The organism is Flavobacterium sp. GNP002 (assembly GCF_054343795.1).
The window spans coordinates 1,235,322-1,259,088 of the sequence record NZ_JBTGUW010000001.1; the positions used below are offsets into that span (position 1 = coordinate 1,235,322).

Sequence of the window (23,767 nt, forward strand, 5' to 3'; positions counted from 1 at the left end):
TAGTTATACCTACAAGGTTTTGGAAACCTTGCAGGAAAGCGAGATGTTTACGTTTGAAATATTTAATAAGTTAGTTGCTGCAAAGCAAATTTATAATGAAACAACAATTCTACAACTACATACAAAACCTCCAAGACCAAATCTGTAAAGGATTGGAAGCTGTTGAAGGTCAAGCCAAATTCCGTGAAGACCTTTGGGAACGTCCGGAAGGTGGTGGCGGAAGAACCCGCGTAATTGAAAACGGAACTGTTTTCGAAAAAGGCGGAGTAAATATTTCCGCAGTTCACGGGAAATTGCCCGAAGCCATGCAGAAAATGTTCAATGTAGGCGAAGCTGATTTTTTTGCCTGTGGATTGAGTTTGGTTTTGCACCCAAAAAACCCAATGACACCAACCGTTCACGCAAATTGGCGTTATTTCGAAATGTACGATGAGAACGGAAACGTAATTCAACAATGGTTTGGTGGTGGGCAAGATTTAACACCGTATTATTTGTTTGAAGAAGATGCAATTCACTTTCATCAAACGTGTAAAACCGCTTGCGACAAACATAATCCGGAGTTTTATCCAAAATATAAGAAACAATGTGATGCCTATTTCTGGAATGCTCACCGCAATGAGGCTCGTGGACTAGGCGGATTATTCTTTGATTATTGCAAAGCAACCGAGCAAATGTCGATGGAAAACTGGTTTAACTTTGTAACTGAAGTAGGGAATAGTTTCCTGCAAGCTTATGTTCCAATAGTAGAAAAAAGAAAAGATTTACCGTATACTCCAGAACAAAGAACGTGGCAGGAAATCCGTCGTGGTCGTTATGTGGAGTTTAATTTGGTGCACGATAAAGGCACTTTATTTGGACTAAAAACTAACGGAAGAATCGAAAGTATCCTGATGAGTTTGCCGCCACATGTACAATGGGTATACGACCATCATGCTGAAGCCGGAAGCGAAGAAGAAAAATTACTTAAAGTGTTAGAATCACCAGTTGATTGGATTTAGAAAAAACAAGAAAACATCAAGAGTTAAAACAAGTGTAATAAGATTTAATATTAGTGAAATAAAATATAAAGATTTGATATTAAACTTTTCTTTATAAAAATTATAAAAGCTTACTGTAAATAAAATAAGTGAAACTAAAACGAAGAAAGGCACACCAACATAAATTAAAATTGTAGCTGAAGCTACGTTGCATGTTTCAAAATCTGTTATTTTAAAAATACAAATATAAATAAGTGCAATTACACTAAAAAAAAACTTTTTTTTCATAAGACAAATATATAGTAATTATGTTCCCATTACAAAGAGGACGTCGTTTAAGAGTAAACGAATCCATTAGAAGTTTAGTTCGTGAAACTAGTTTGAGTCCAGCGGATTTTATGTTTCCTATGTTTATTGCCGAAGGCGAAAACGTACAAGTCGAAATTCCATCCATGCCAGGAATTTTTCGTCGTTCTATTGATTTAACGGTAGAAGAAGTCAAAGAAATATTTGCATTGGGAATTCGTGCGGTGAATATTTATGTAAAAGTAAGTGAGGATTTAAAAGATAACGAAGGAAATGAAGCTTGGAATCCAAACGGATTAATGCAAAATGCCATTCGTGCCATCAAAATGGCTTGCCCAGAAATGATTGTAATGCCTGACGTAGCTTTGGATCCGTATTCTATTTATGGCCATGACGGAATCATTGCAAACGGTGATGTTGAAAATGATTCGACGAACGCAGCCTTGGTAAAAATGGCCGTTTCTCATGCACAAGCCGGTGCCGATTTTGTAGCGCCATCAGACATGATGGACGGACGTGTATTGCGTTTGCGTGAAGGTCTGGATGCTGCCGGTTATCATAACGTAGGTATCATGAGTTATTCTGCTAAATATGCTTCTGCATTTTATGGGCCGTTCCGTGATGCATTAGACAGCGCTCCTGTTGACGCCACTGAAATTCCAAAAGACAAAAAAACTTACCAAATGGATTATGCCAATCGCATCGAAGCCATCAAAGAAGCGTTGTGGGACGTGGAAGAGGGCGCCGATATGGTTATGGTAAAACCTGGAATTGCGTATTTAGACATCGTTCGCGAAGTTAAAAACGCGGTAAATGTTCCGGTAACGGTATACCACGTTTCGGGTGAATATGCTATGATTAAAGCCGCTGCCGAAAGAGGTTGGTTGGATCATGATCAGATAATGATGGAACAATTAATGTGTATCAAACGTGCTGGAGCCAGTTTAATTTCGACTTATTTTGCCAAAGAAGCCGCAATACTTTTAAACAAATAAACATGAAAAAATGTTTAATAATAGCGGTTTTATTGCTTTCCAATAGCATTTTTGCACAAGTTGAGGTTGTTGCTACTTTCATCGAGAAATGGGATAATTCCAAAGATTATTTAGTAGCCGTTGCAGAAGCTATGCCTGAAGATAAATATGATTACAAGCCTGCTGCTCGTGAAATGTCGTTTAGAGAACAGTTATTTCACATACAAGACAATATGAATTGGTTGAGTACAACGCATTTTTCGGAAGAGAAATATGATAAAAAAGAAGTTGTAAAAGGACTTTCGAAAGCGCAAATAATCCAAGAAATAAAATCCTCTTTTGATAAAGCAAAGGCATTTGTACAAAAAACCAATGATGCTGAATTATCCCAAAAAGTAGATTTTTTTGCTGGTCCAAAATCAAAATTACAGATACTTAATTTGATGCAAGATCATGTTACCCATCACAGAGCACAAATTTTAGTATATTTGAATCTGAATCAAATTCAGCCACCCAAATATATAGGATGGTAATTTTTAGCAATTTAAATACTTAAAATTAAAGAAATTAATATGAGAAAGACGTTGTTTTTATTTGCCGTTTTAGCCTTTGCTTCTTGTAAAAAAGAAGAAGTCAAAAAAGAATCTTTATACCCAACCACTACCGAAGAAGTTGCCCAAACTCCAGAGGAATTAGGAGAGGAAATTTTCAAAGGAAAAGGAAATTGTGTTGCCTGTCATCAAGTAGACAAGAAAGTGATAGGGCCAAGTCTGCAGGATATTGCTAAGATATACAAAGATAAAAATGCAGATATCGTAACGTTTTTAAAAGGTGAAGGCGAGCCAATCGTTGACCCAAGTCAGTACGAAGTTATGAAAACAAACTTTGCGGTTACTAAAGCGATGTCTGATGAGGAATTAAAAGCATTAGAAGCTTACGTTTACTCACATTTGAAATAATCCTGATATTTTTCAGGAGCTAATCCCGCTATTCGCTGTATTCCCGATAAACAAAAACTACGGCTATAAAGCCTCGTTTTTCTAAATCGGGAGATGTCGCTGCTATCGGGGCTAAAATACAAGAACCATTCGTGTCTGCGAGTGGTTTTTTTATGTTCAAAACGTTCTGATTTTTATTTCTTTCTGAACTTTGTTACTTCTTTGGGAACAATGTGGTTAATTTTTTTATCTTTAAAATATGGAAACAGTATGTATCAAAACACCTTTAGGAATTGCCACAATAATCGGTGATGAAAACGGAATATCCGTAATTTCAGTTTCGGATGAAGGAGAAATTTCAACTGCAATTCCTGCTGTTTTGAAAGAAGCCGTTACGCAACTCAACGATTATTTTGAGGGGAAACGAACCGATTTTGACTTTGCACTGAATCCAAAAGGAACTGAATTCCAACAAAAAGTTTGGAAAGGATTGCTGGAAATTCCATTTGGCAAAACCTGTAGTTATATGGATTTATCTAAAAAACTGGGTGATGTCAAAGCCATTCGAGCCGTTGCTTCTGCTAATGGGAAAAATCCGCTTTGGATTGTTGTTCCTTGTCACAGAGTCATTGGAACAGATGGTTCATTGACCGGTTATGCAGGAGGTTTGTGGCGTAAAAAATGGTTATTAGAACACGAAAACCCAACGAACCAACAAAGTCTATTTTAAAAATAGACTTCTTAGATTTTTAGAAGGTTAGACACATTAGATTTCTTTGATTGTTAGAATTTTAGATTGTCTCAGATTCAAAAAAATCGATCAAGTTTACTAATTTAGGTTTTTGTATTTAATCTAAAAATCTAAGAAGTCAAAAAATCTAACAAATCTAGCTGATGATAGAAAAAATAAACCTCAATAACATCCTGTTTCTCGATATAGAAACCGTTCCGGAAGCCGAAGATTTCAATGCGTTAGATTCTGAAATGAAAGACCTTTGGGAACACAAAACCCAATACCAGCGCAGAGATGAATACACGCCTGAGGATTTTTATGATCGTGCGGGAATTTGGGCCGAGTTTGGTAAAATTGTCTGCATCTCCGTAGGATATTTTACCATCAAAGGCGATATTCGGAATTTTAGAGTGACTTCTTTCTTTGGAGAAGAAAAGAAAATATTGTTGGATTTTAATAATTTATTGAACAATCATTTCAATCAGCCACAACATGTTTTGTGTGGTCACAATGCTAAGGAATTTGATATTCCGTTCCTCGCCAGACGCATGATTATCAACCAAATTGCCATTCCGAACAAGCTGAATTTATTTGGAAAAAAACCTTGGGAAATCCCGCATTTGGACACTTTGGAATTATGGAAATTTGGCGATTACAAGCATTTCACTTCTTTAAAGTTAATGTGTAAAGTCCTTGGAATCCCTTCTCCAAAAGGCGACATCGACGGTAGTCAAGTAGGACATGTATTTTATGTGGATAAAGATATTGATCGTATTGTTACTTATTGTGAGAAAGACACCATTGCGGTAGCACAGATTTTCCTGAGATTACGTAGAGAAGAATTGTTAATTGAAGACGAGATTATTCATGTGTAAGTAACTTCAATGGCAATATTAGTATCAAAATTCAATGGCAAATACAATTTTAAAATTCTTTTATTGAAATTGACATTGCAATTGTTATTGATATTGATTTATTACATTTACAAAAATTATAGATTATGGTATTGAGTAGATTTTGGTTGGTCATTTTTATTTCAGCAATTGTGTTTGTGGTGTTTAGTTTGTTTTCTGGAGACAGTTATACCATTGACCACGTTTTGAATGGAAAGAAAGATGATCCAATTCTGGTTTCGGAGAAATTTGCCGAAGAACTTCCTGCTTTTATAAAAGACAGCATCAAAAAAGCCCCAGAACAAACCATGATTATCAATCGTGATACGTTAAATGCGGACACAACTTATGTTTTTAAAAACAAAACGGTAAAAATCTACAGTGGCGTTCAAAAATCAGATGGTTTATTGCCAACGTGTAAAAGTACTTTGTTAGATTTAGTCCTGCCGTTGATGGCTTATTTGGCTTTTTTCTGTGGATTAATGGAACTGTTAATTATTTCTGGAGCTTCTGGAAAATTGGCTAAAGCTTTGAGTCCTGTTTTTGTAAAAGTATTTCCGAGCATTCCTGAAAACCATCCATCTATTTCTTATATGACCTTAAACTTTGCTGCTAATTTCTTAGGATTAGATTCTGCCGCAACTCCTTTTGGTCTAAAAGCTATGGAGAGTTTACAAGAGATAAACCCAGATAAAGACAAAGCCAGTGATGCGCAAATTATGTTTATGTGTTTGCACGCATCAGGTCTTACTTTAATCGCTACATCTATTATAGGTTATCGTGCTGCGGCTAATGCCAGCAATCCAGCGGATGTAATGTTGCCTTGTATTATCACTTCTTTTATTGGTACTATTGCAGCCTTTTTAATTGTTGGAATCAAACAAAGAATCAATTTCAAAAGCGCTTCTCTAGTTATTGTATTGATGGTTTTAATAGCTGCTATTGTTGGTTTGTTGATGTATGTTAATCATTTGGATTTAATTGGAAAAAACTATTTTACCTCTAATCTTTCGGCTTTAATTTTAATTGGAATTATTGCCTTTACCTTGATTTTTTCGTTCATCCATGAGAAAAAATTTACGGAAGCATCTACAACAGTTTTTGAAAGCTTTGTAGTGGGAGCCAATAATGGAGTGAAAACCGGAGTGACTATTTTTCCTTATGTTTTGGGAATGTTAGTTGCTATTTCTTTATTCAGAAACAGTGGTTTATTTGAAATTATCAGTAATTGGATTGCTTTTATTTTTTCTAATATGGGAGTAAGTAAAGAAATCACTGATGCTTTACCTGTTGCGTTGCTTCGTCCTTTTAGTTCTGCCGGTTCAAGAGGGTTTTTGATTGATTCGATGAATACTTTTGGCGCTGATTCCTTAACGGCACGATTGGCCAGTATTTTTCAATGTAGTGCCGAGAGTACTTTTTATGTGATAGCTGTTTATTTTGGTTCTGTAAACATTAAAAATACCCGCTACGCTCTAGGAACAATGCTTATTGTGGATGTCATTTGTGTGATTACTGCTATTTTTGTGGCGACCTGGTTTTTTTAAAATATTGTGTTGAGCCTATCTCTCTGTGAAATATTTGTATAATTTCCGTAGGAACGATTTATTTTGCAGGAACGGAATTTAATCTGTTAATGAAATTAAATCCTAGGATTTTTAATCAATTTTTCATTCATTTGAAAAGCACAAAAAACGATTTAAAACAACCCTTAAATTCATCAAATATGTCAAAGTATACCAAGTACATCGCGATAGGATTAGTGATTTTATTTTTAGTAACAAGCTTGCTAACATAAAATACTTCTACGATAAAAGAAACACTTTTTAAGAATCCTTTTCATGGTATTTTTTTACAGCTATGAAACGGAAGTTAAGAAGTGTTTGTTATTTAAACCAAATCCGTTTAAGTACTAGCTCCAGCAAATATTTTTTATCTTTGTAAAAACAACAAAACAATGGACTTTATATACCAGGATCCTTATCCAATTTTAAAAGATGATACACAGTATCGAAAAATCACATCTGATTTCGTAAAAGTAGAGCAATTAGTTGACAGAGAAATCTTAACCGTTGATCCCAAAGGTTTGGAGTTGCTTTCGCAAGAAGCCATGAAAGACGTTTCTTTTATGCTTCGTACGTCACATTTAGAAAAATTACGTGCTATTTTGGATGATCCAGAAGCAACCGATAACGACCGTTTTGTGGCGTATAATTTATTGCAAAATGCCGCAGTAGCTATTGATGGACAATTGCCATCTTGTCAGGACACAGGAACAGCGATTGTAATGGCTAAAAAAGGAGAAAATGTATATACAGGTGTCGATGATGCCGAGTGGCTTTCAAAAGGGATTTTCAACACCTATCAAGAGAAAAACCTGCGTTACTCTCAAATTGTTCCGATAAGTATGTTTGAGGAAAAGAATTCTGGTTCTAATCTTCCAGCACAAATTGATATTTATGCCAAAAAAGGAAGTACGTACGAGTTTTTGTTTTTAGCAAAAGGTGGAGGTTCAGCTAATAAAACATATTTGTACCAACAAACAAAATCGCTTTTAAACGAAAAGTCTATGGACGCTTTTGTACGTGCAAAAATTATGGATTTAGGAACTTCTGCTTGTCCGCCATATCACTTGGCATTTGTTATTGGAGGTACTTCGGCTGAGGCTAATTTGGCAGCAGTGAAAAAAGCTTCTGCTGGATATTTTGATCACTTGCCTACCACAGGAAACATGGCTGGTCAAGCATTCCGCGATTTAGAATGGGAAAAAAGAGTACAGCTGATTTGTCAAGAAAGCGCTATTGGAGCACAATTTGGAGGTAAATATTTTACGCATGATGTACGTGTGATTCGTTTGCCGCGTCATGCCGCTTCTTGCCCAGTAGGTTTAGGAGTTTCGTGTTCTGCTGATAGAAATATAAAAGGAAAAATTACTAAGGATGGTATTTTTGTAGAGCAGCTTGAGGTTAATCCAGGACGTTTATTGCCTTCTACTCCACCACATTTAGAACCTGCCGTTGAGATTGACTTGAACCAACCTATGGCTGATATACTAAAAAAGTTATCTCAATATCCTATAAAAACACGTTTGAAACTGAACGGAACTTTAATTGTAGCGCGCGATATTGCACATGCTAAGATCAAAGAATTATTAGACGCAGGTAAACCTATGCCAGAGTATTTTAAAAATCACCCCGTGTATTATGCTGGTCCAGCTAAAACTCCAGACGGAATGCCATCGGGAAGTTTTGGTCCAACCACGGCTGGAAGAATGGATGTGTATGTAGAAGAATTTCAAAAAGCCGGAGGAAGTATGATTATGCTTGCCAAAGGAAATAGAACCAAACAAGTAATGGATGCTTGTAAAACTTACGGTGGTTTCTATCTAGGATCAATAGGTGGTCCAGCGGCTATTTTGGCTCAAGATAACATCTTAAAAGTAGAAGTAGTAGACTTTGAAGAATTAGGTATGGAAGCGGTACGCAAAATTACAGTGAAAAACTTCCCTGCTTTTATTATTACAGACGATAAAGGAAATGATTTCTTTGAAAATTTATAATGAAGATACTAAGTTGCTGAGACTCTAAGATACTTAGCATACAATCATATAAACCGCTGTTTTGCAAATTCAATTTGTGAAACAGCGGTTTGTTTTTGGAGTTAACACCTGCTATACATTACAAGCATCGCTATTTTAAACCTGTTTTTCTAAGCTCTGGCAGGAGCTTCCTTTGGTCGCTCTGCCAGTGCAAGAAAAACGGGTTTTCAATTCGCAATGGCTTTACGCTGCTATCAGGACTAGCAGTTGTCTAGAATTAACAATACGATTTTTCTATTAAAAAATATAACCAAAAAGTTTTGTTGGTAGAAATCGCAATCAAAAATTAAAAAATGAAAACAAAGAATTTGTATTGGGTCTTTATCCTAAATAGATCAGATTAACTACTCTCTTTTTTTATTATTCGTTTCATTCTAAAGACCAATAGTTAGAGTGTGGCCATCAATTGGGCTTTATTTTTTAAAAATGAAAGCACCTAGTTAAAAAGAAGAAATATCTGTCAATATAAATTTAAAAACTAGTTTTACGTAAATTTTTGTTAAAAAATGTCCGAATGGGCTATCGATTTGTCCGAATGGGCTAGTCATATTCAATCAAAAGCAATTATTTTCGCGCCTTAATTTAATTTTCGCCTTCACAAAGGGGTAATAAAACGCAATACAACGAATAAAAATAAACTTAAAATCAATTCATTATGAGAACAAAATTACTTTCATTTTTAATGTTGCTTACAGTAGCAATCAATTACGGGCAAATAACAGCTACATCCTCTAGTGTAGCGATACAAGGAATTGCGAGAGATGACAATGGAAATGCCCGTGCAAACACACAAATTCCGCTTACGCTACAATTGTATTACAAACTGAATGGTACAAACACGACTATTTCTACCCAAACAATAAGCAATGTAACTACCGATGCTTTTGGCGTGTTCTCGACTTTTTTAGATATTGATAAAAACAAATACCCAACTATAGCTGCAAATCAAACTTTTTTAAAGATTAGTGGGAAGAATACTAGTAACCAAGATGTAACAATCTCAGACCAAGCATTTACTCAAGTGCCTTATGCTATAATGGCAAATAACGGAGTACCTACGGGTTCTATTATGCCATACATAGGGACAACAGCTCCTGTTGGTTGGGCTTTGTGTGACGGAGCTAGATTATCTACAGATGGTTCAGCAGCTGCATTAATAACACTTGTTGGGGATTATGCTCCAGATTTACGAGGAATGTTTTTAAGAGGTGCTGGAGAAAATGTGGCTAATGCCGCTGAAATAGAACCAAACACATTAAAAGGTGTACAAACATCAGTGAATAAATCACATAAGCATACAGGTACAACTAATGCTGCAGGTAATCATGATCATAAATATCAATATTATGACAAAAGTACAAATGGTGGAGGTTTTTCTGGAGGGAACAATTGGCTAGGTCTTAATACGTCAGGTCGTACAGATACTACAGGAGATCATACCCATCCTTTTACAACAGATCTTGATGGGAATGCGACAGAATCTCGTCCTATTAACTTCGGTGTGAACTACATAATAAAGCTATAAGCACTTGTTTTTTTCATAAGTAAAGCAATTAAGTACTCACGAAATATGTAGAGTATTGCTTTACTTCTAAAACAGCACTAAAAACATAAATTATGAAATTAATAAAAAAAATAGGCTTTTTTTGCCTGCTGTGGCTTTGGGCTATACCCAGCTTGCATGCCCAAGTGCAAAGCACTGTATCGGGAAGTGCTAGCAGCAAAAGTTATGGCTACACTTTGCAAGTCGGTGTACCTTATTTGGTTCCACAAGCACAAACACAAGGTAATTATAGTATTCGCTTTCCTTGGGAGACACTGTACTTGAACGCCACTTTTAGTAGTCAACTAGTAGTGTCGAAGGGATATTATGGTGATAAAATTCATTTACAATGGGAGGTTACAAATAATTATAACGCAATTCGGTCTTTTAAAGTATTTAGAAAATTACTGGGTTCTCAAGTGTATGAACAAATAGCCAATTTGTCGGCTTCAACCACCAGTTATGAAGATCTTTTGGTTAATGGCGGGCAATTGTATGAGTACAAATTGCTTGCCGTTGGAGTGGTAGATAAGGATAAAGAAATTAATTTAGGAAACACTATTACAGGTATTGGGTATCGCAACCCAACGGCTATTGTTTCAGGTAGAGTTACCTACAGTGGTGGTGGCCCTGTGGCCAATGTAAAAGTAAACGCCAACCCTGAGGGGGCAGTTACTAGTTTAGGATCTTCGGTTTTGTTAAGTAATGGCAAGCAATTGTCAACTTTTTTAGATCCAATTAGCTCACCAATCAACGAGACGCTAATGCTGCAAGCTTGGGTGAAACCAAGCAATGCCAGTGGACAAAACATCACACTTTTTACGGTCAAAGATAATGTGGGTGGAGCAAAAACAGTAACTGTAAATACTATAAATAATACATTAAGAGTTAACATTGCGGGACAAACATTTGTACTCGGAAAACGTTTTCCAACAGGAGAAGTGAATGATAAGGGTATCGAGACATTTTATGATATTGCGGAAGTAAATAGCCAATACACACACTTCACAATTGGTATGCAAAATAACAGCACGCCAGTGCTATATATCAATGGACGAGCGATTACAGCAACCTATATTGATGAGGTAACGAAACAATATAAAAATGATGCAAGCTATTTTACAGCAAGCCTCCCAACCGGAAGTATTACATTAACAAATAGTATAAACGCGCTTGAGGTTGGTGGTAGTACTGATCCGTTTTATATCGATGAATTACGTTTGTGGAATGCTAGTTTAGATGACGCTACGATTCAAAAAGATTATTTACGTTATATTGATGGTAATCATAAAAACTTAATGGCTTACTATCGTATGGACGAAGGAGCTGGGAATTATTTATATGATTTATCACGTACAGGATCTTCCTATCATAAAAATGATACCAATCTTAATACAGCAATTCAATGGGAAAAGGGTGTGACAGCCGTTCCTTCTGCTCAACAATTTGGAATTTTAGGGGTTACTGATGCTCAGGGGTACTATACTATTACGGCTATTCCGTATTCAGGAGCAGGTGAAAGTTTTCGTATTACCCCTTTGTATGGACAGCATTTGTTTGATCCTAATCAACAAAGTGTGTATTTAGGAAAAGGATCTGAAGTAGTCAATAAAATAGACTTTGTAGATAAATCTTCTTTCAATTTTAACGGAGTGGTACGGTATGATACACGTGGTGTCTTTAATGATATAAATGATGCCAATTCTCCAGCTGTTTCACTAGGGACTGCTCCATTAGAAGGCTATAATAGCTATATTGTTGGAGATAAGACTTATGAAAAAGGAGAATATTGGTATGAAGAAACTACAAGGGAAATTAAATTATACCCAAAAATAGGTCTTAAAGGAGCCAATATTTATATTGACGGCCAGATAGTTTTAGACAGCAAAAACATGCCGGTTGAAACAAATGCCGAAGGGGAATTTAGTATTTCGGTACCTATTGGGAAGCACATTATTACAGTAGCCAAAAAAGGGCATACTTTGGAACACCAAGGGAATTACCCCGCTACAGGTGAACAGGAATTTGTAGAAAACCGTGACGATGTTGTTACGTTTATTGACAACTCCCGTGTAACCCTAGTTGGTAAAGTAGTAGGAGGATCAGTAGAAGCTGCGAAAACTATTGGTTTTGGTGAAGTAAATAAAATACGAGAAGTAGCCTATTTTGAAGAAGGTTCAACCGTAGAAAGTAAAGTGCGTATTAGTGCTAAAAACAATATTGGAGTAGCCTCTATATCATTGGGATACGAACCACCATCGGGTACTATTACGCCAAAAACGACTTTTACCTTTTCAACAGATACAAAAACGGGTGAATACCGTGTACGTGTGTTGCCTTTGGAATATAAGCTATCGGAAAATGATGTAAAAGTTAACGATCCTAAGATCAAACTATTGACAGGAAGTGAACAATTAAATTTAGAAGAAATTAAAGCTCTGATTACGCCTGAGTTTACAATGCCAGATACTAACGCTACAATTGTAAAAGGAGAGCCGTACCAATATGTAAAAAACTTTATATATCGTTCTACGCCTGAACTCACCACGATACAGCAAACAAATGATGAAACTGTAACTATTGGGGACAAAACCTTTAATACCAATGGGATTAAAGTGAGTAATGAACCGGTTTATATCTACACGCAAACAAAACCGTATACCATAAAATTAAAGTCTTTGGAGCGTTATGTAAATCAAGATGTAGTTAATAGTCCTATAGAAGATTTGGTTCCCATTACGGATGGTGAATTAAGCGTAACCAATAATTTGGCTTTACCTAATTTCGAGACTTTTAGCAAAGATCCTAAAGACGCAAGTGTTTATATTTATACTTTTCGTGGAGGTTATCCTACTATTTCGTCTCCTTTTACAAAAACACTATCCATTAGTTTAGTGATCAACGAGATATCTTATCCAGCAACGGCTTATGTAAGCAAAGGAATAGTATTAGGAGCATTATCTGATGGTAGTCAAACCTTTGTGACTAATGCTCCGGAACGTCCAGACATTATACTACGTGATCCACCAGGTTCTAATAGTTTTGCTTCTATAGAAAAAGGAGAAAGTATTAGTATAACCAATAGCACAACGATTAGTACCTCAAACAATGCAGGGGTAAATGTGAAAGTTTTAACAGGGGCGAAACTTGAAACAGGAGGATCAATAACAGGTCCTGTCATTTCAGCTGAATCTAGAGCAAATGTAGAGATGGGGCTTGGCGTAACGGTGACTACAGATTATGGAAAATCGAATACTACAACCTACGACTTTAATAAGACCATCAGCACTAGTGATAGTCCTGATTTTGTAGGGGCAGATGGCGATTTGTATATTGGGAATTCGCAAAATGTTTATTATGGTTCCTATGATGATTTAGGAGCGTATGCGGAAGCAAAAGCAGGAACTGATAATTTAGAAATTAAAACCACTGACAATAAGTCTTTTTATATAAGTAAACAAAAAGCGATGTTTTTTGATAAACAACCGTCTAAAACATTTTTTATATATTCACAGCACCATATTTTAAACACCTTAATACCAGAACTAACTCTTATTATTCAAAATATAGAAGATCGTATTATTTTGGAAACTAGCCCAGGAGTACAAAAAAAGAGTTTCTATGTAAATCAAAGAAACATTTGGAAAAAAGTTATTCAGCAAAATGAAAAGACAAAATACACGGCTTTAAATGACAAAAAAGCTATAAAAGATCAGGCGCTAAAATCCTTAGGTGATTTTGATGAAAAAGTAGGGACTTTTAATTTTTACAAAGACATCGAAAAATTGATCGAAGAAAAATACTATGACAATGTATCGTTTGATGCTGGAGTAGGAGAATACACACAAAAAACAGAAACAATCACAGTAAGTCAAGAAAGTTTTGAGGTTGCATTTGATTTTGAAGAATCGGTAAAAGCTGAAGTAGGATTTATTGCCAATGAATCTGTTGGTGTTGTTGTTAGTCCTTATTTAACGCTTAACCAAGGAAGAAGTGATGGTAGTGAAAGTGAAAATGTCAAAACAACTGCTATTTCTTATACATTAAAAGATAACGATCCTAGCAACTTTTTCAGTGTAGATATAATTAATGCTTTTGATGGAAATGGTCCTGTGTTTAGTACTCAGGGTGGACGATCTTCTTGCCCATATGAAGGACCAGAATTATCTAATTTCTACAATAAATCAGATTACGATGCAGCCGCTACGGAAATACCTTTATTAGCAGAAGTTAAACGTGAAAGGCTAAGCTACGCCACACAAGCGGTAGAAAAACCAGTTATTTCGGTAAAAGTAGCTGAAGTATTTGATGTACAAGAAAGTGATAAAGCTGAGTTTGAACTTATACTAGAAAACAACGGCGCAGCAGAGGGTATAGATGCCAACTATCTTTTGGTGGTTGATAACATCTCTAATCCAAACAACGCTATTTTTAATATAGAACAAAACGGAACAGTAGTAAGTGTTCCTTATGGCAAAAAAGTACCTTATCGTTTAACCATGCAAAAATCAAGTGCCAATGTATTTGACTATAAAGATATTATAATTCGTTTGCAATCTTTATGCGATGGTGCAGATATTAGTGCCCAAGTACCCGTAACAGCTCATTTTGTACCAGCGTGTTCTATTGTAAAAGTAGAAGAGCCTAAAGAGAACTGGGTATTCAATAGAACGGTTTCTAAATTCTCAGGGGCATCTGCACGAGATCCTTTGTCTATTAAGTTAGGTGCTTATAATAAAAACTATACAAACTTTAGTCGTATGCAATTGCAATACCGACTAGCCACTTCGACTACGTGGAGTAATTTACATACCTATTATAAGAATCAAACAGATTTAGATCTTGCGGTTTCAAATGGAGCTGATGTAACTACGTTAAGTTTGATAAGTATTGATGAAAAAAATAACCAAGTACCTTTTGAGTGGTATGTTGCAGGGAAAAAAGACGGAGACATTCCGTTACAAGATGGTGCTTACGAAATTAGAGCGATAAGTTATTGTAGTAATAATACACAATACATATCCCCTGTAATAGCCGGAAAAGTAGATTTTACCAGTCCAAGACGTTTTGCTTCTCCAGAACCTACCAATGGTATTTTGAATGCAGGGGATGATATAAAAGTAAGTTTTAACGAACCTATTTTTTACAATTCAGCTATCAGTCAAATTGAAATTTCTGGACGTACGAACCAATTGCCAATAGACAATAATGTTTCCCTACAATTTAGTGGCGCAACTAGTTCTGCAGTTATTGAAAAACCAAATGTTAGTTCAGGTAACATCACTTTTGAATGGTGGATGCTTAACAAAACTCCTATTAACACAGGAGCTACTATTTTGAAACAAACAAATAATTTTCAAGTAGGTCTAACGGCAACAAATAAAATTTATTTTGAACTTGCAGGTAAACGTATTGAAACGGATCTAAATACAAGTGATTTATTTCATCATTATGCGGTTACGTATCGTGCTAGTGATGGTTATATGGGTATCTATAAAGATGATGCGATATTGGTAGAAAACCAATTTGCTAATTTAAAATTTGATTCTAATGAAAGCCTAATTGTGGGTAATAGTGCATTTCAAGGAAATATACATAGTTTACGTTATTGGAACAAATACATCTCAAGTGTAGATGCTGCAGCCAACATGCGTACACAAACACTTGGAAACGAAGCTAACTTGTTAGGTTTTTGGTCTATGCAAGAAGGAAAAGGGATCGTAGCCAAAGATGCGGCACGTTTTAAACATGCAAAAATTACCGCTAGTTGGGATATTAAACCTAAAGGCGAATCATATGCATTTACGGGTCAAAATTATTTGGCAATGGATCAATCAGGTTTTGTTGTATTAAACAAAGAAATGGATGCCACGATAAGTTTTTGGATGAAAGCCAATGCTGGAAATTCAGGAACCCTATTCTCAAACGGTAAAGGGGATGGTACTGATTTGAATCAAGCCAATGGCGGAGACGGTAAGTGGGCTATTACTGTAGATTCAAGTACAGGAAAATTACAGTTTTTGAGCGAAGGAAATAAATTTAACCTTACTGAAAAAGCTGTTAATAATGATGCTTGGCATCATGTAGTAGTGGTATTAAACCGTTTGGGGTCATTAAACACGTATCTAGATGGAGAAAAAGTAACGGCGCTGTCGCCAAAAGGAATCGGTGCGTTTTCTGGAAATAAAATATGGTTTGGTGCACGTGCTTTTACAGATCAAACGGGTTCCGAAACATTTAGTGATCATTACACAGGATTATTGGATGAGTTTACATTTTGGAATTCTGCCAGAACACAAGAGCAATTTTTGCGTGATCAATACTCAGAAATTGATAGAGAGCAATTAGGATTGGTGTTTTATTCCCGTTTCAATAAAGCAACAGATGGTAGTAATAACGCAATAGCGCCTACGTATACAAGATTAATTGCTGGTAACAATGTAGAAGATACAACGGCTAGATTAAACCTTGGTGGAACACTAAGTTATAGTAGCGAAACGCCTGCTTTAATTCCACAACGTCCTCTTATTAAGTTCAAGGTAAATCATGTGGTCAATCAGGATCAAATGATTTTAGAACCGGACGTGACTAATTGGGCGTCTTTAGAAGGACAAGTTTTAGATATTACGGTCCATCGCATGTATGATGCATTAGGAAATGAGCAAAATTCTCCTATAACTTGGACAGCTTTGATCAATAAAAATGATGTTTCATGGTTTGCTGATAAGGCAAATGACGGTGTCTTGGATATTGTAAAACCCCAAGATGAAACTAGCGAGTTTAATATTACTCTTGTAAATAGAGGAGGAAAAAGTCAACCTTATGAAATAACAAACATACCAAACTGGTTAACGTTAAGTAAAAAATCGGGTGTCTTGAATCCAAATAGTACACTTGTAATCAAGGCAACTATATCTGATTTAGTTGCTACCGGTAGCTATTTTGATAACCTGCATCTAAAAACAGATTTTGGTTTTGATAAGTTATTGCAATTAAACTTACGTGTTCTTGCAAAAACCCCAGATTGGACTATTGACCCTACTAAATTTATTTATAGTATGAACATTGTTGGTCAGATCAAAGTAGATGGAATACTATCAGACGATAAGTATGACATGGTTGCAGCTTTTGTAGGAAATGAATTAAGAGGTGTTTCTTCATTAAAAAAAATAGCTAGTGTTGATAAATGGATAACTTATTTTACCATTTACAGTAATGACATAAACACTACTGAACAATTAAGTTTTAAAATTTGGGATGCCTCTAGCGGGCTTGTATTGTTAGCAAATGCAGATACCAAATCAACGATTCCGTTTGAAGAAAATGAAATTCTAGGTAAACTTAGTTCGCCTGTTATTTTTGAAAACTCTGCAGTTGTAGAGCAAAAAATCAATCTTAATTCGGGTTGGACTTGGTTGTCGTTGAATGTGAATGATCCTAATTTTGCTAATCTTAATGTATTGACTAGTGCATTGAAATTAGAAACTTCTGATCGTATGTTGATCAATTCGCCAGCGCGTTTGGAAACCTACTTTAAGAATGAAGCGATACCGGCTAATAGTGGTTGGTCTGGAACTATTTCAGCTAATGGTGGTTTAACTAATTCTAAAATGGTAAAAGTATACTTAACGCATGGGCAACCTTTGACTATTAAAGGAACTGCCATTGATGTTAATAATTGGAGTTTCTCAATGCAAGAAAAATGGAACTGGCTTCCGTATACTTTAGGAGGAAACCAGCAAATAAATGAAGCTTTAGCCTATTTTGAAGCAGCAGATGGAGATGTGATTAAATCACAAAACTTGTTTGCTATTTACGATCCGCTTATTGGATGGAACGGAACCCTTACTTACTTAGAATCTGGTAAAGGTTACATGGTGAAATCTACGAAAGCACAAACGTTTAAATATCCAAGTTATTTAGCAAGTATGAGTAAAATCAAAACGGCTAAAAAGTCGGACAATGCAAATGAAGTTAGTCAAGAACCTATTAGAGCTGAGTTTAAGCAATATGCTGACAACATGAATGCGGTGGTTTTATTACCTGCAGGATACAATGAATTGTTTGTTTATGATGCTCAAGGTGTCTTAAAAGGGTCAGCGACTAATCAATCTGTAAATGATAGTAAACTGAGTTTTATAACGGTTTATGGCGATACTACTGAAGAGCTAGCATTTTACATTGGTAACGGAGTAAGTACTAAGAAAACATCGAAGAAATTTACTTTCAAAGGAAACGATATACTAGGAACAATTTCGAAACCAATCATGTTGGAAGAGATGACAGAGGGTGTTAGTGTCTACCCAAGTCCTTTTGATAATGAAATAACTATAAAAGCGAACGCAGTTCAAGATCAAAATATTAGTATCATACTGTATTCATTATCTGGCAAAGTAGTACTAGATGTTAAACAAAATGTTGTCAAAGGGGAAAATATATTGAAAATCCAACCAACTGTTGCATCTGGTGTTTATGTACTTCAAATTAATATAAATGGAGGAATCATCACTCATAAAGTGATGAAGAACTAGTATTAAATGAATTTAGATGCCAAGACACCATTTTAGGTGTTTTGGCAATTTAAATCAATTTAAAATTTAATCTATGAAAAATTTTATATACAGTACTATTGTACTGTTTCTAGTGAGTTTTAGCACTTTTGGTCAGTCTCCGTCTTGGACTTTGAAGGAAAATAATTTTCAATATACAATGTCTTTTGTTGGATCTTTAAATATTGATGGAGTTCGATTAGCTAATGTTAATGATAAAGTAGCTGCATTTGTAAACGGAGAATGTCGCGGTGTAACTAATTTGATTTATGTAGCAACCGAAAACAAGTACTATGCTAATCTGATTGTTTTTTCGAATACAAATAATGAAACGATAAGTTTTAAAATGTATGATTCGGAAAAAAACGTTGTTAAAGATGTTTTTAAAACAGCAAGTTTTACATCTAATGCCAATTTTGGAAATCTGTCTCAAATGTATATTTTTTCAAACAAAGCTTTACGTCAAGGTGCAGATCTTTTAGATGTTGGTTTTGTTGGCGTGACTCGCAATGACATAACTATTGTAGGTAATAAAGTAACAGTGTATCTAAATCCAGGACAATCGGTAACAGCATTAAATACTACTTTTACAAGTAGCCCTGGGTCTACCGTCTATATTGGAAATGTGCAACAAACTTCAGGTTCAAATAGTTTGGATTTTAGCAATCCGGTTGTTTTTAAAGTCTATTCTGAAGATCTAAATGTTGTGAAGGAATGGACTGTTGCGGTGCAAATGCCCACCTATCCTGTTACCTTACCAACTGTTTTTACTTTGTCAAAATTAACGATAAACGAAAACCAAGCTGTGGGAACTGTAGTAGGCGATTTTAATGTACTGATAGAAGATAGAGTCGTTTCGGATCTTTCGCTTGTTGCTGGTGATGGAGGTTTTGATAATTCTTCATTTGAAATCATAGGAAATAAACTAGTAGTGAAAAGCATCTTCGATTTTGAAACCAAAAGTATTTATAAAATACGTGTTCAAGGGATAAGTAATCGTAAAGAAGTTGTCGAGAAAATTTTTGAAATAACGGTTCTAGACGATAAATTACCAACAGTTTTTACTTTATCTAAATCAACTATCGAGGAGAACAAACCCGTTGGAACTGTTGTAGGTGATTTTACAGTTGCTAACGAAGATAGAACTGCATTTGCCTTGACATTAGTTGACGGTGCAGGCGGTGAGGATAATTCTTCATTTGAAATCACAGGAAATAGTTTGAAGGTGAAGAGCATTTTTGACTTCGAAACTAAAAATATTTACAAAGTTCGTGTTCATGCAGTGAGCAGTCGTGGAGATGTTTTAGATCAAAATTTTACGATCACGGTACTAGATGATAAGTTACCAACGGTTTTTACTTTATCTAAATCAACTATTGATGAGAACAAACCCGTAGGAACTGTTGTAGGAGACTTTACAGTCGCTAAGGAAGATAGAACTGCATTTACCTTATCATTAGTTGACGGCGCAGGCGGTGAGGATAATTCTTCATTCGAAATCGCAGGAAATAGATTGAAGGTGAAGAGCATTTTTGATTTCGAAGCAAAAAGTATTTACAAAGTTCGCGTTCAAGCAGTGAGCAGTCGTGGAGATGTTTTAGAGCAAAATTTTACGATCACGGTACTAGATGATAAATTACCAACGGTTTTTACTTTATCTAAATCAACAATTGATGAGAACAAACCCGTAGGAACTGTTGTAGGAGCCTTTACAGTCGCTAAGGAAGATAGAACTGCATTTACCTTATCATTAGTTGACGGTGCAGGCGGTGAGGATAATTCTTCATTTGAAATCACAGGAAATAGTTTGAAGGTGAAGAGCATTTTTGATTTCGAAGCAAAAAGTATTTACAAAGTTCGCGTTCAAGCAGTGAGCAGTCGTGGAGATGTTTTAGAGCAAAATTTTACGATCACGGTACTAGATGATAAATTACCAACGGTTTTTACTTTATCTAAATCAACAATTGATGAGAACAAACCCGTAGGAACTGTTGTAGGAGACTTTACAGTCGCTAAGGAAGATAGAACTGCATTTACCTTATCATTAGTTGACGGTGCAGGCGGTGAGGATAATTCTTCATTCGAAATCACAGGAAATAGTTTGAAGGTGAAGAGCATTTTTGATTTCGAAGCAAAAAGTATTTACAAAGTTCGCGTTCAAGCAGTGAGCAGTCGTGGAGATGTTTTAGAGCAAAATTTTACGATCACGGTACTAGATGATAAATTACCAACGGTTTTTACTTTATCTAAATCAACCATTGACGAGAACCGAGCTATTGGAACTGTTGTGGCTGACTTTACGGTCGTTAAGGAAGACCGAACAGTATTTGCCTTGACATTAGTTGACGGCGTAGGCGGTGAGGATAATTCTTCATTCGAAATCATTGGAAATATTTTGAAGGTGAAGAGCATTTTTGACTTCGAAACTAAAAATATTTACAAAATTCGTGTGCAAGCAGTAAGCAGTCGTGGAGATGTTTTGGAGCAAGCTTTCACCATTACGGTACTAGACGATAAATTACCAACGGTTTTTACTTTGTCAAAATTAACCATCAACGAAAACCAGCCCGTTGCTACTGTAGTGGGGGATTTTACGGTGATTAAGGAAGATAGAAAGGCATTCGTACTGACTTTGATCGAAGGTGTGGGTGCAGATGATAATGCTTCTTTTGAAATTACAGGGAATAGTTTGAAAGTGAAAAGCGTTTTCGACTTCGAAGCAAAAAGCATTTACAAAATTCGCGTGAAAGCAGTAAGTAGTCGTGGAGATATTTTGGAGCAATCTTTTACCATCACGGTACTAGACGATAAATTGCCAACGATTTTTACCTTGTCTAAAGCAAACATTGATGAAAACCAGCCTATCGCTACTGTAGTGGGGGATTTTACGGTCATTAAAGAAAACCGTACTGTATTTGCCTTAACATTAGTTGATGGTGAAGGCGGAGAGGATAATGCCTCATTCGAAATCACAGGAAATAGCTTGAAGTCTAAAGAAATGTTTGACTTTGAAACTAAAAACAGTTACAAAATTCGTATTAAGGCACAAAATACCTTAGGCGAACTACTGTTTGCTAACTATGTAATTACTATCAATGACATCAATGACACCCCTGTTTTAATCACAATAAGTAATGATAAAATCAATGAAAATCTACCTGCGGGTACTGTCATAGGAACATTAAAGACAAAGGACCAAGATAAGGATTCTAGTATCTATCGTTTTTCTATAAGCGGTTCTGATTATTTGAACTTTGTTCTTGTAGGTGATCAGCTGGTGTTAAAGAAAAGTTTGGATTTTGAAAAGCAAAAAGTTTTTCAATTTGAGCTTATTAGTAATGATCAAAGAGGTGGTGAAGTAAAGGAAAAAATGACTATTTACGCCCTAAACGTAAACGAAAATCCAGTAATCACTAAAAATGTTGGATCAAATGCAGTAGATTTTGTGTTAGCAGGTTTGTCTAATAATGCTACTGATCTTGGTAAAGTAGAAGCAACAGATGTGGATGCAAATAGCGTCCTAAGTTGGGAAATAAGCCCGGGTCAGCAAGTTCCTTTTACCATTACTAAAGACGGAATTATAAGCTTTGATGGTACAATTGATCCTAACAATAAAACGAGCTATAGTTTTACCGTTAAAGTAACAGATAATGGAACTCCTAAACTGTCTGATACCGTTACTGTAAATGTAACTATTGAGTTTACAGTTGATGATACTTTAATGTACAACAATTTGGTTTCGCCAAATGGAGATGGTCTCAATGATCGATTGCTCATTAATAATATACAGTTGTACAGTAATTATGTTTTGGCTATTTATAATTCTAAAGGTCAAATGGTTCTCAGTACGAGCAATTATAAAAATGACTGGACGGGTAATGGCTTAGCAGAAGGAGAGTATTATTTGTATTTTACAGGAATGGACCCTGGCAACAAAGAACGTGTTTACAAAGAGCTTGTTAGGTTGGTTTATAATTAGTGTAACAACCCCAAATAACCCTAAGTTAAACTTTGTAAATGATCAATAATTTAAAAATAAATGAAATATATAGCAAAAAAAATAGTGTACAGCGTAGTTCTTGTCTTGTTCATTATCTCTTCGGGTAAGGCCCAATACCAATTAAACAATCGCTTGATTCAGCAAAATAAGTTGGGTGTCAATGTTGCCTATGCTGGTGAGCTCGATAAAATGCGCATGTCACTAGTAGCAGGATCAACTCCAAACAAAGTCGAAGATGCTAATACACTCAAATGGCATCAACTAACCCTTGATTTGCCACTGGGCAGTAAGTTATCAACAGCAACGGTGTTTACTAAAATAACTGCGGGTAGTTTTTCGCAAATGCAAGTTAAACAAGCCTTCGCTTATCGGGTGGATTTATCCGAAAACCAAACGTTATCCGTTGGTTTTGGACTGAGTTTTAATCAGCAAAATATCGATTTCAAAACTGGCTTTACGCCAAATAGTTTTGTGGATTTAAATGATCCTTATTTGTCTGGAGAGAATTTCTATGAAAACAAACTGGGCTTAGAACTTGGTTTTGTGTACAAGTTTAAAAACTTCCAATTCTCAGTAGCGCTTCCTTCTTTAGGTAAAGAAAAACCGTATAACAATGAAGTCACAGCCTACACAGAGTACAAGTTTAAATTAGGTAAAGAACTTGATCTTGTTCCGTCCATTTTGTATGCACAAACACAAAGCAATCGATATGAACTAACCAATAGTTTGAATTTGAATTATCAAAAAAGAGGTTGGCTACAGGTTGGTTATGTAGATAATGGCCAGATCAATATGGGCTTTGGATTGAATATAAAAGGGCTTGGAGTTGGTTACAATTTCGGCTATGTTCAGCAAGACAAAGTCAGTGCCATTTTTGGAAACAGCCATCAATTTGGCCTGTTCTTCAATTTGTAACTGTAAATGATGGGCTAACATTAGTCTTATCAACTTTTAACCACAGATATTCAAATATTTATTATTTGTGTGTCTGTGGTTTTTTTTAGCATTTTTTCCTGCTCCTCTATGTACGTCTAATGCTCCATTTTCTTTGTTAACATTTTTGAATTCTGCAGCAGTCTAATTATTTGCTGTATCTACAAAGTTGATAGTAGTAGAATAATTTGTTCCTTTTTTCATGTTGTAAGTGATTATTTGGCATCCGTGTGCAGCCTCCGTTAATATGCAGATAGCTCCGCTTAATGTAGTTCTGATGGATTGTTTCCCGGAATTTCGGGTAGCTGCAATAGCTTCGCTTG

12 protein-coding genes are annotated in these 23,767 nt (G+C 35.7%); all 12 read left to right on the forward strand.

All coding sequences use genetic code 11. The features are described from left to right. Nucleotides 1-95 precede the first annotated feature (95 nt). The 12 genes from hemF to ACXX80_RS05635 all read left to right on the forward strand — a co-directional run bounded on the left by hemF (nucleotide 96) and on the right by ACXX80_RS05635 (nucleotide 23,426). Complete coding sequence (hemF, locus tag ACXX80_RS05580) at nucleotides 96-998, forward strand: oxygen-dependent coproporphyrinogen oxidase (protein WP_458552345.1); 903 nt, start codon at nucleotides 96-98, stop codon at nucleotides 996-998. A gap of 287 nt (nucleotides 999-1,285) precedes the next feature. Continuing rightward, nucleotides 1,286-2,278: a porphobilinogen synthase gene (gene hemB, locus ACXX80_RS05585; RefSeq protein WP_458552346.1), complete on the forward strand. Its 993-nt coding sequence runs from the start codon at nucleotides 1,286-1,288 to the stop codon at nucleotides 2,276-2,278. Nucleotides 2,279-2,280: 2 nt separating this feature from the next. Beyond that, nucleotides 2,281-2,790 (forward strand): DinB family protein, encoded by a 510-nt coding sequence (locus tag ACXX80_RS05590; RefSeq protein ID WP_458552347.1) that lies wholly within the window; start codon nucleotides 2,281-2,283, stop codon nucleotides 2,788-2,790. Between the two features lie 39 nt (nucleotides 2,791-2,829). Further along, nucleotides 2,830-3,216: a c-type cytochrome gene (locus ACXX80_RS05595; protein WP_458552348.1), complete on the forward strand. Its 387-nt coding sequence runs from the start codon at nucleotides 2,830-2,832 to the stop codon at nucleotides 3,214-3,216. A 238-nt stretch (nucleotides 3,217-3,454) separates the two neighbouring features. Beyond that, a complete protein-coding gene (locus tag ACXX80_RS05600) occupies nucleotides 3,455-3,925 on the forward strand; it encodes a methylated-DNA--[protein]-cysteine S-methyltransferase (RefSeq protein ID WP_458552349.1) in 471 nt (156 codons plus the stop codon). A 164-nt stretch (nucleotides 3,926-4,089) separates the two neighbouring features. Beyond that, nucleotides 4,090-4,803 (forward strand): 3'-5' exonuclease, encoded by a 714-nt coding sequence (locus ACXX80_RS05605; RefSeq protein WP_458552350.1) that lies wholly within the window; start codon nucleotides 4,090-4,092, stop codon nucleotides 4,801-4,803. A 125-nt stretch (nucleotides 4,804-4,928) separates the two neighbouring features. After that, the gene (locus ACXX80_RS05610) at nucleotides 4,929-6,368 is read left to right on the forward strand and encodes a spore maturation protein (protein ID WP_458552351.1); all 1,440 of its coding nucleotides are present in this window, start codon (nucleotides 4,929-4,931) and stop codon (nucleotides 6,366-6,368) included. A gap of 410 nt (nucleotides 6,369-6,778) precedes the next feature. Next, complete coding sequence (locus ACXX80_RS05615; protein WP_458552352.1) at nucleotides 6,779-8,380, forward strand: fumarate hydratase; 1,602 nt, start codon at nucleotides 6,779-6,781, stop codon at nucleotides 8,378-8,380. Nucleotides 8,381-9,074: 694 nt separating this feature from the next. Next, entirely contained in the window at nucleotides 9,075-9,944 is an 870-nt protein-coding gene (locus tag ACXX80_RS05620; protein ID WP_458552353.1) for a phage tail protein, read from the forward strand. 92 nt (nucleotides 9,945-10,036) lie between these two features. Next, on the forward strand, nucleotides 10,037-18,493 hold the full coding sequence (locus tag ACXX80_RS05625) for a LamG-like jellyroll fold domain-containing protein (protein ID WP_458552354.1): 8,457 nt from the start codon (nucleotides 10,037-10,039) through the stop codon (nucleotides 18,491-18,493). Nucleotides 18,494-18,566: 73 nt separating this feature from the next. Continuing rightward, the gene (locus ACXX80_RS05630) at nucleotides 18,567-22,490 is read left to right on the forward strand and encodes a cadherin domain-containing protein (protein ID WP_458552355.1); all 3,924 of its coding nucleotides are present in this window, start codon (nucleotides 18,567-18,569) and stop codon (nucleotides 22,488-22,490) included. Nucleotides 22,491-22,550: 60 nt separating this feature from the next. Continuing rightward, the gene (locus ACXX80_RS05635; RefSeq protein ID WP_458552356.1) at nucleotides 22,551-23,426 is read left to right on the forward strand and encodes a PorP/SprF family type IX secretion system membrane protein; all 876 of its coding nucleotides are present in this window, start codon (nucleotides 22,551-22,553) and stop codon (nucleotides 23,424-23,426) included. Nucleotides 23,427-23,767 lie beyond the last annotated feature (341 nt).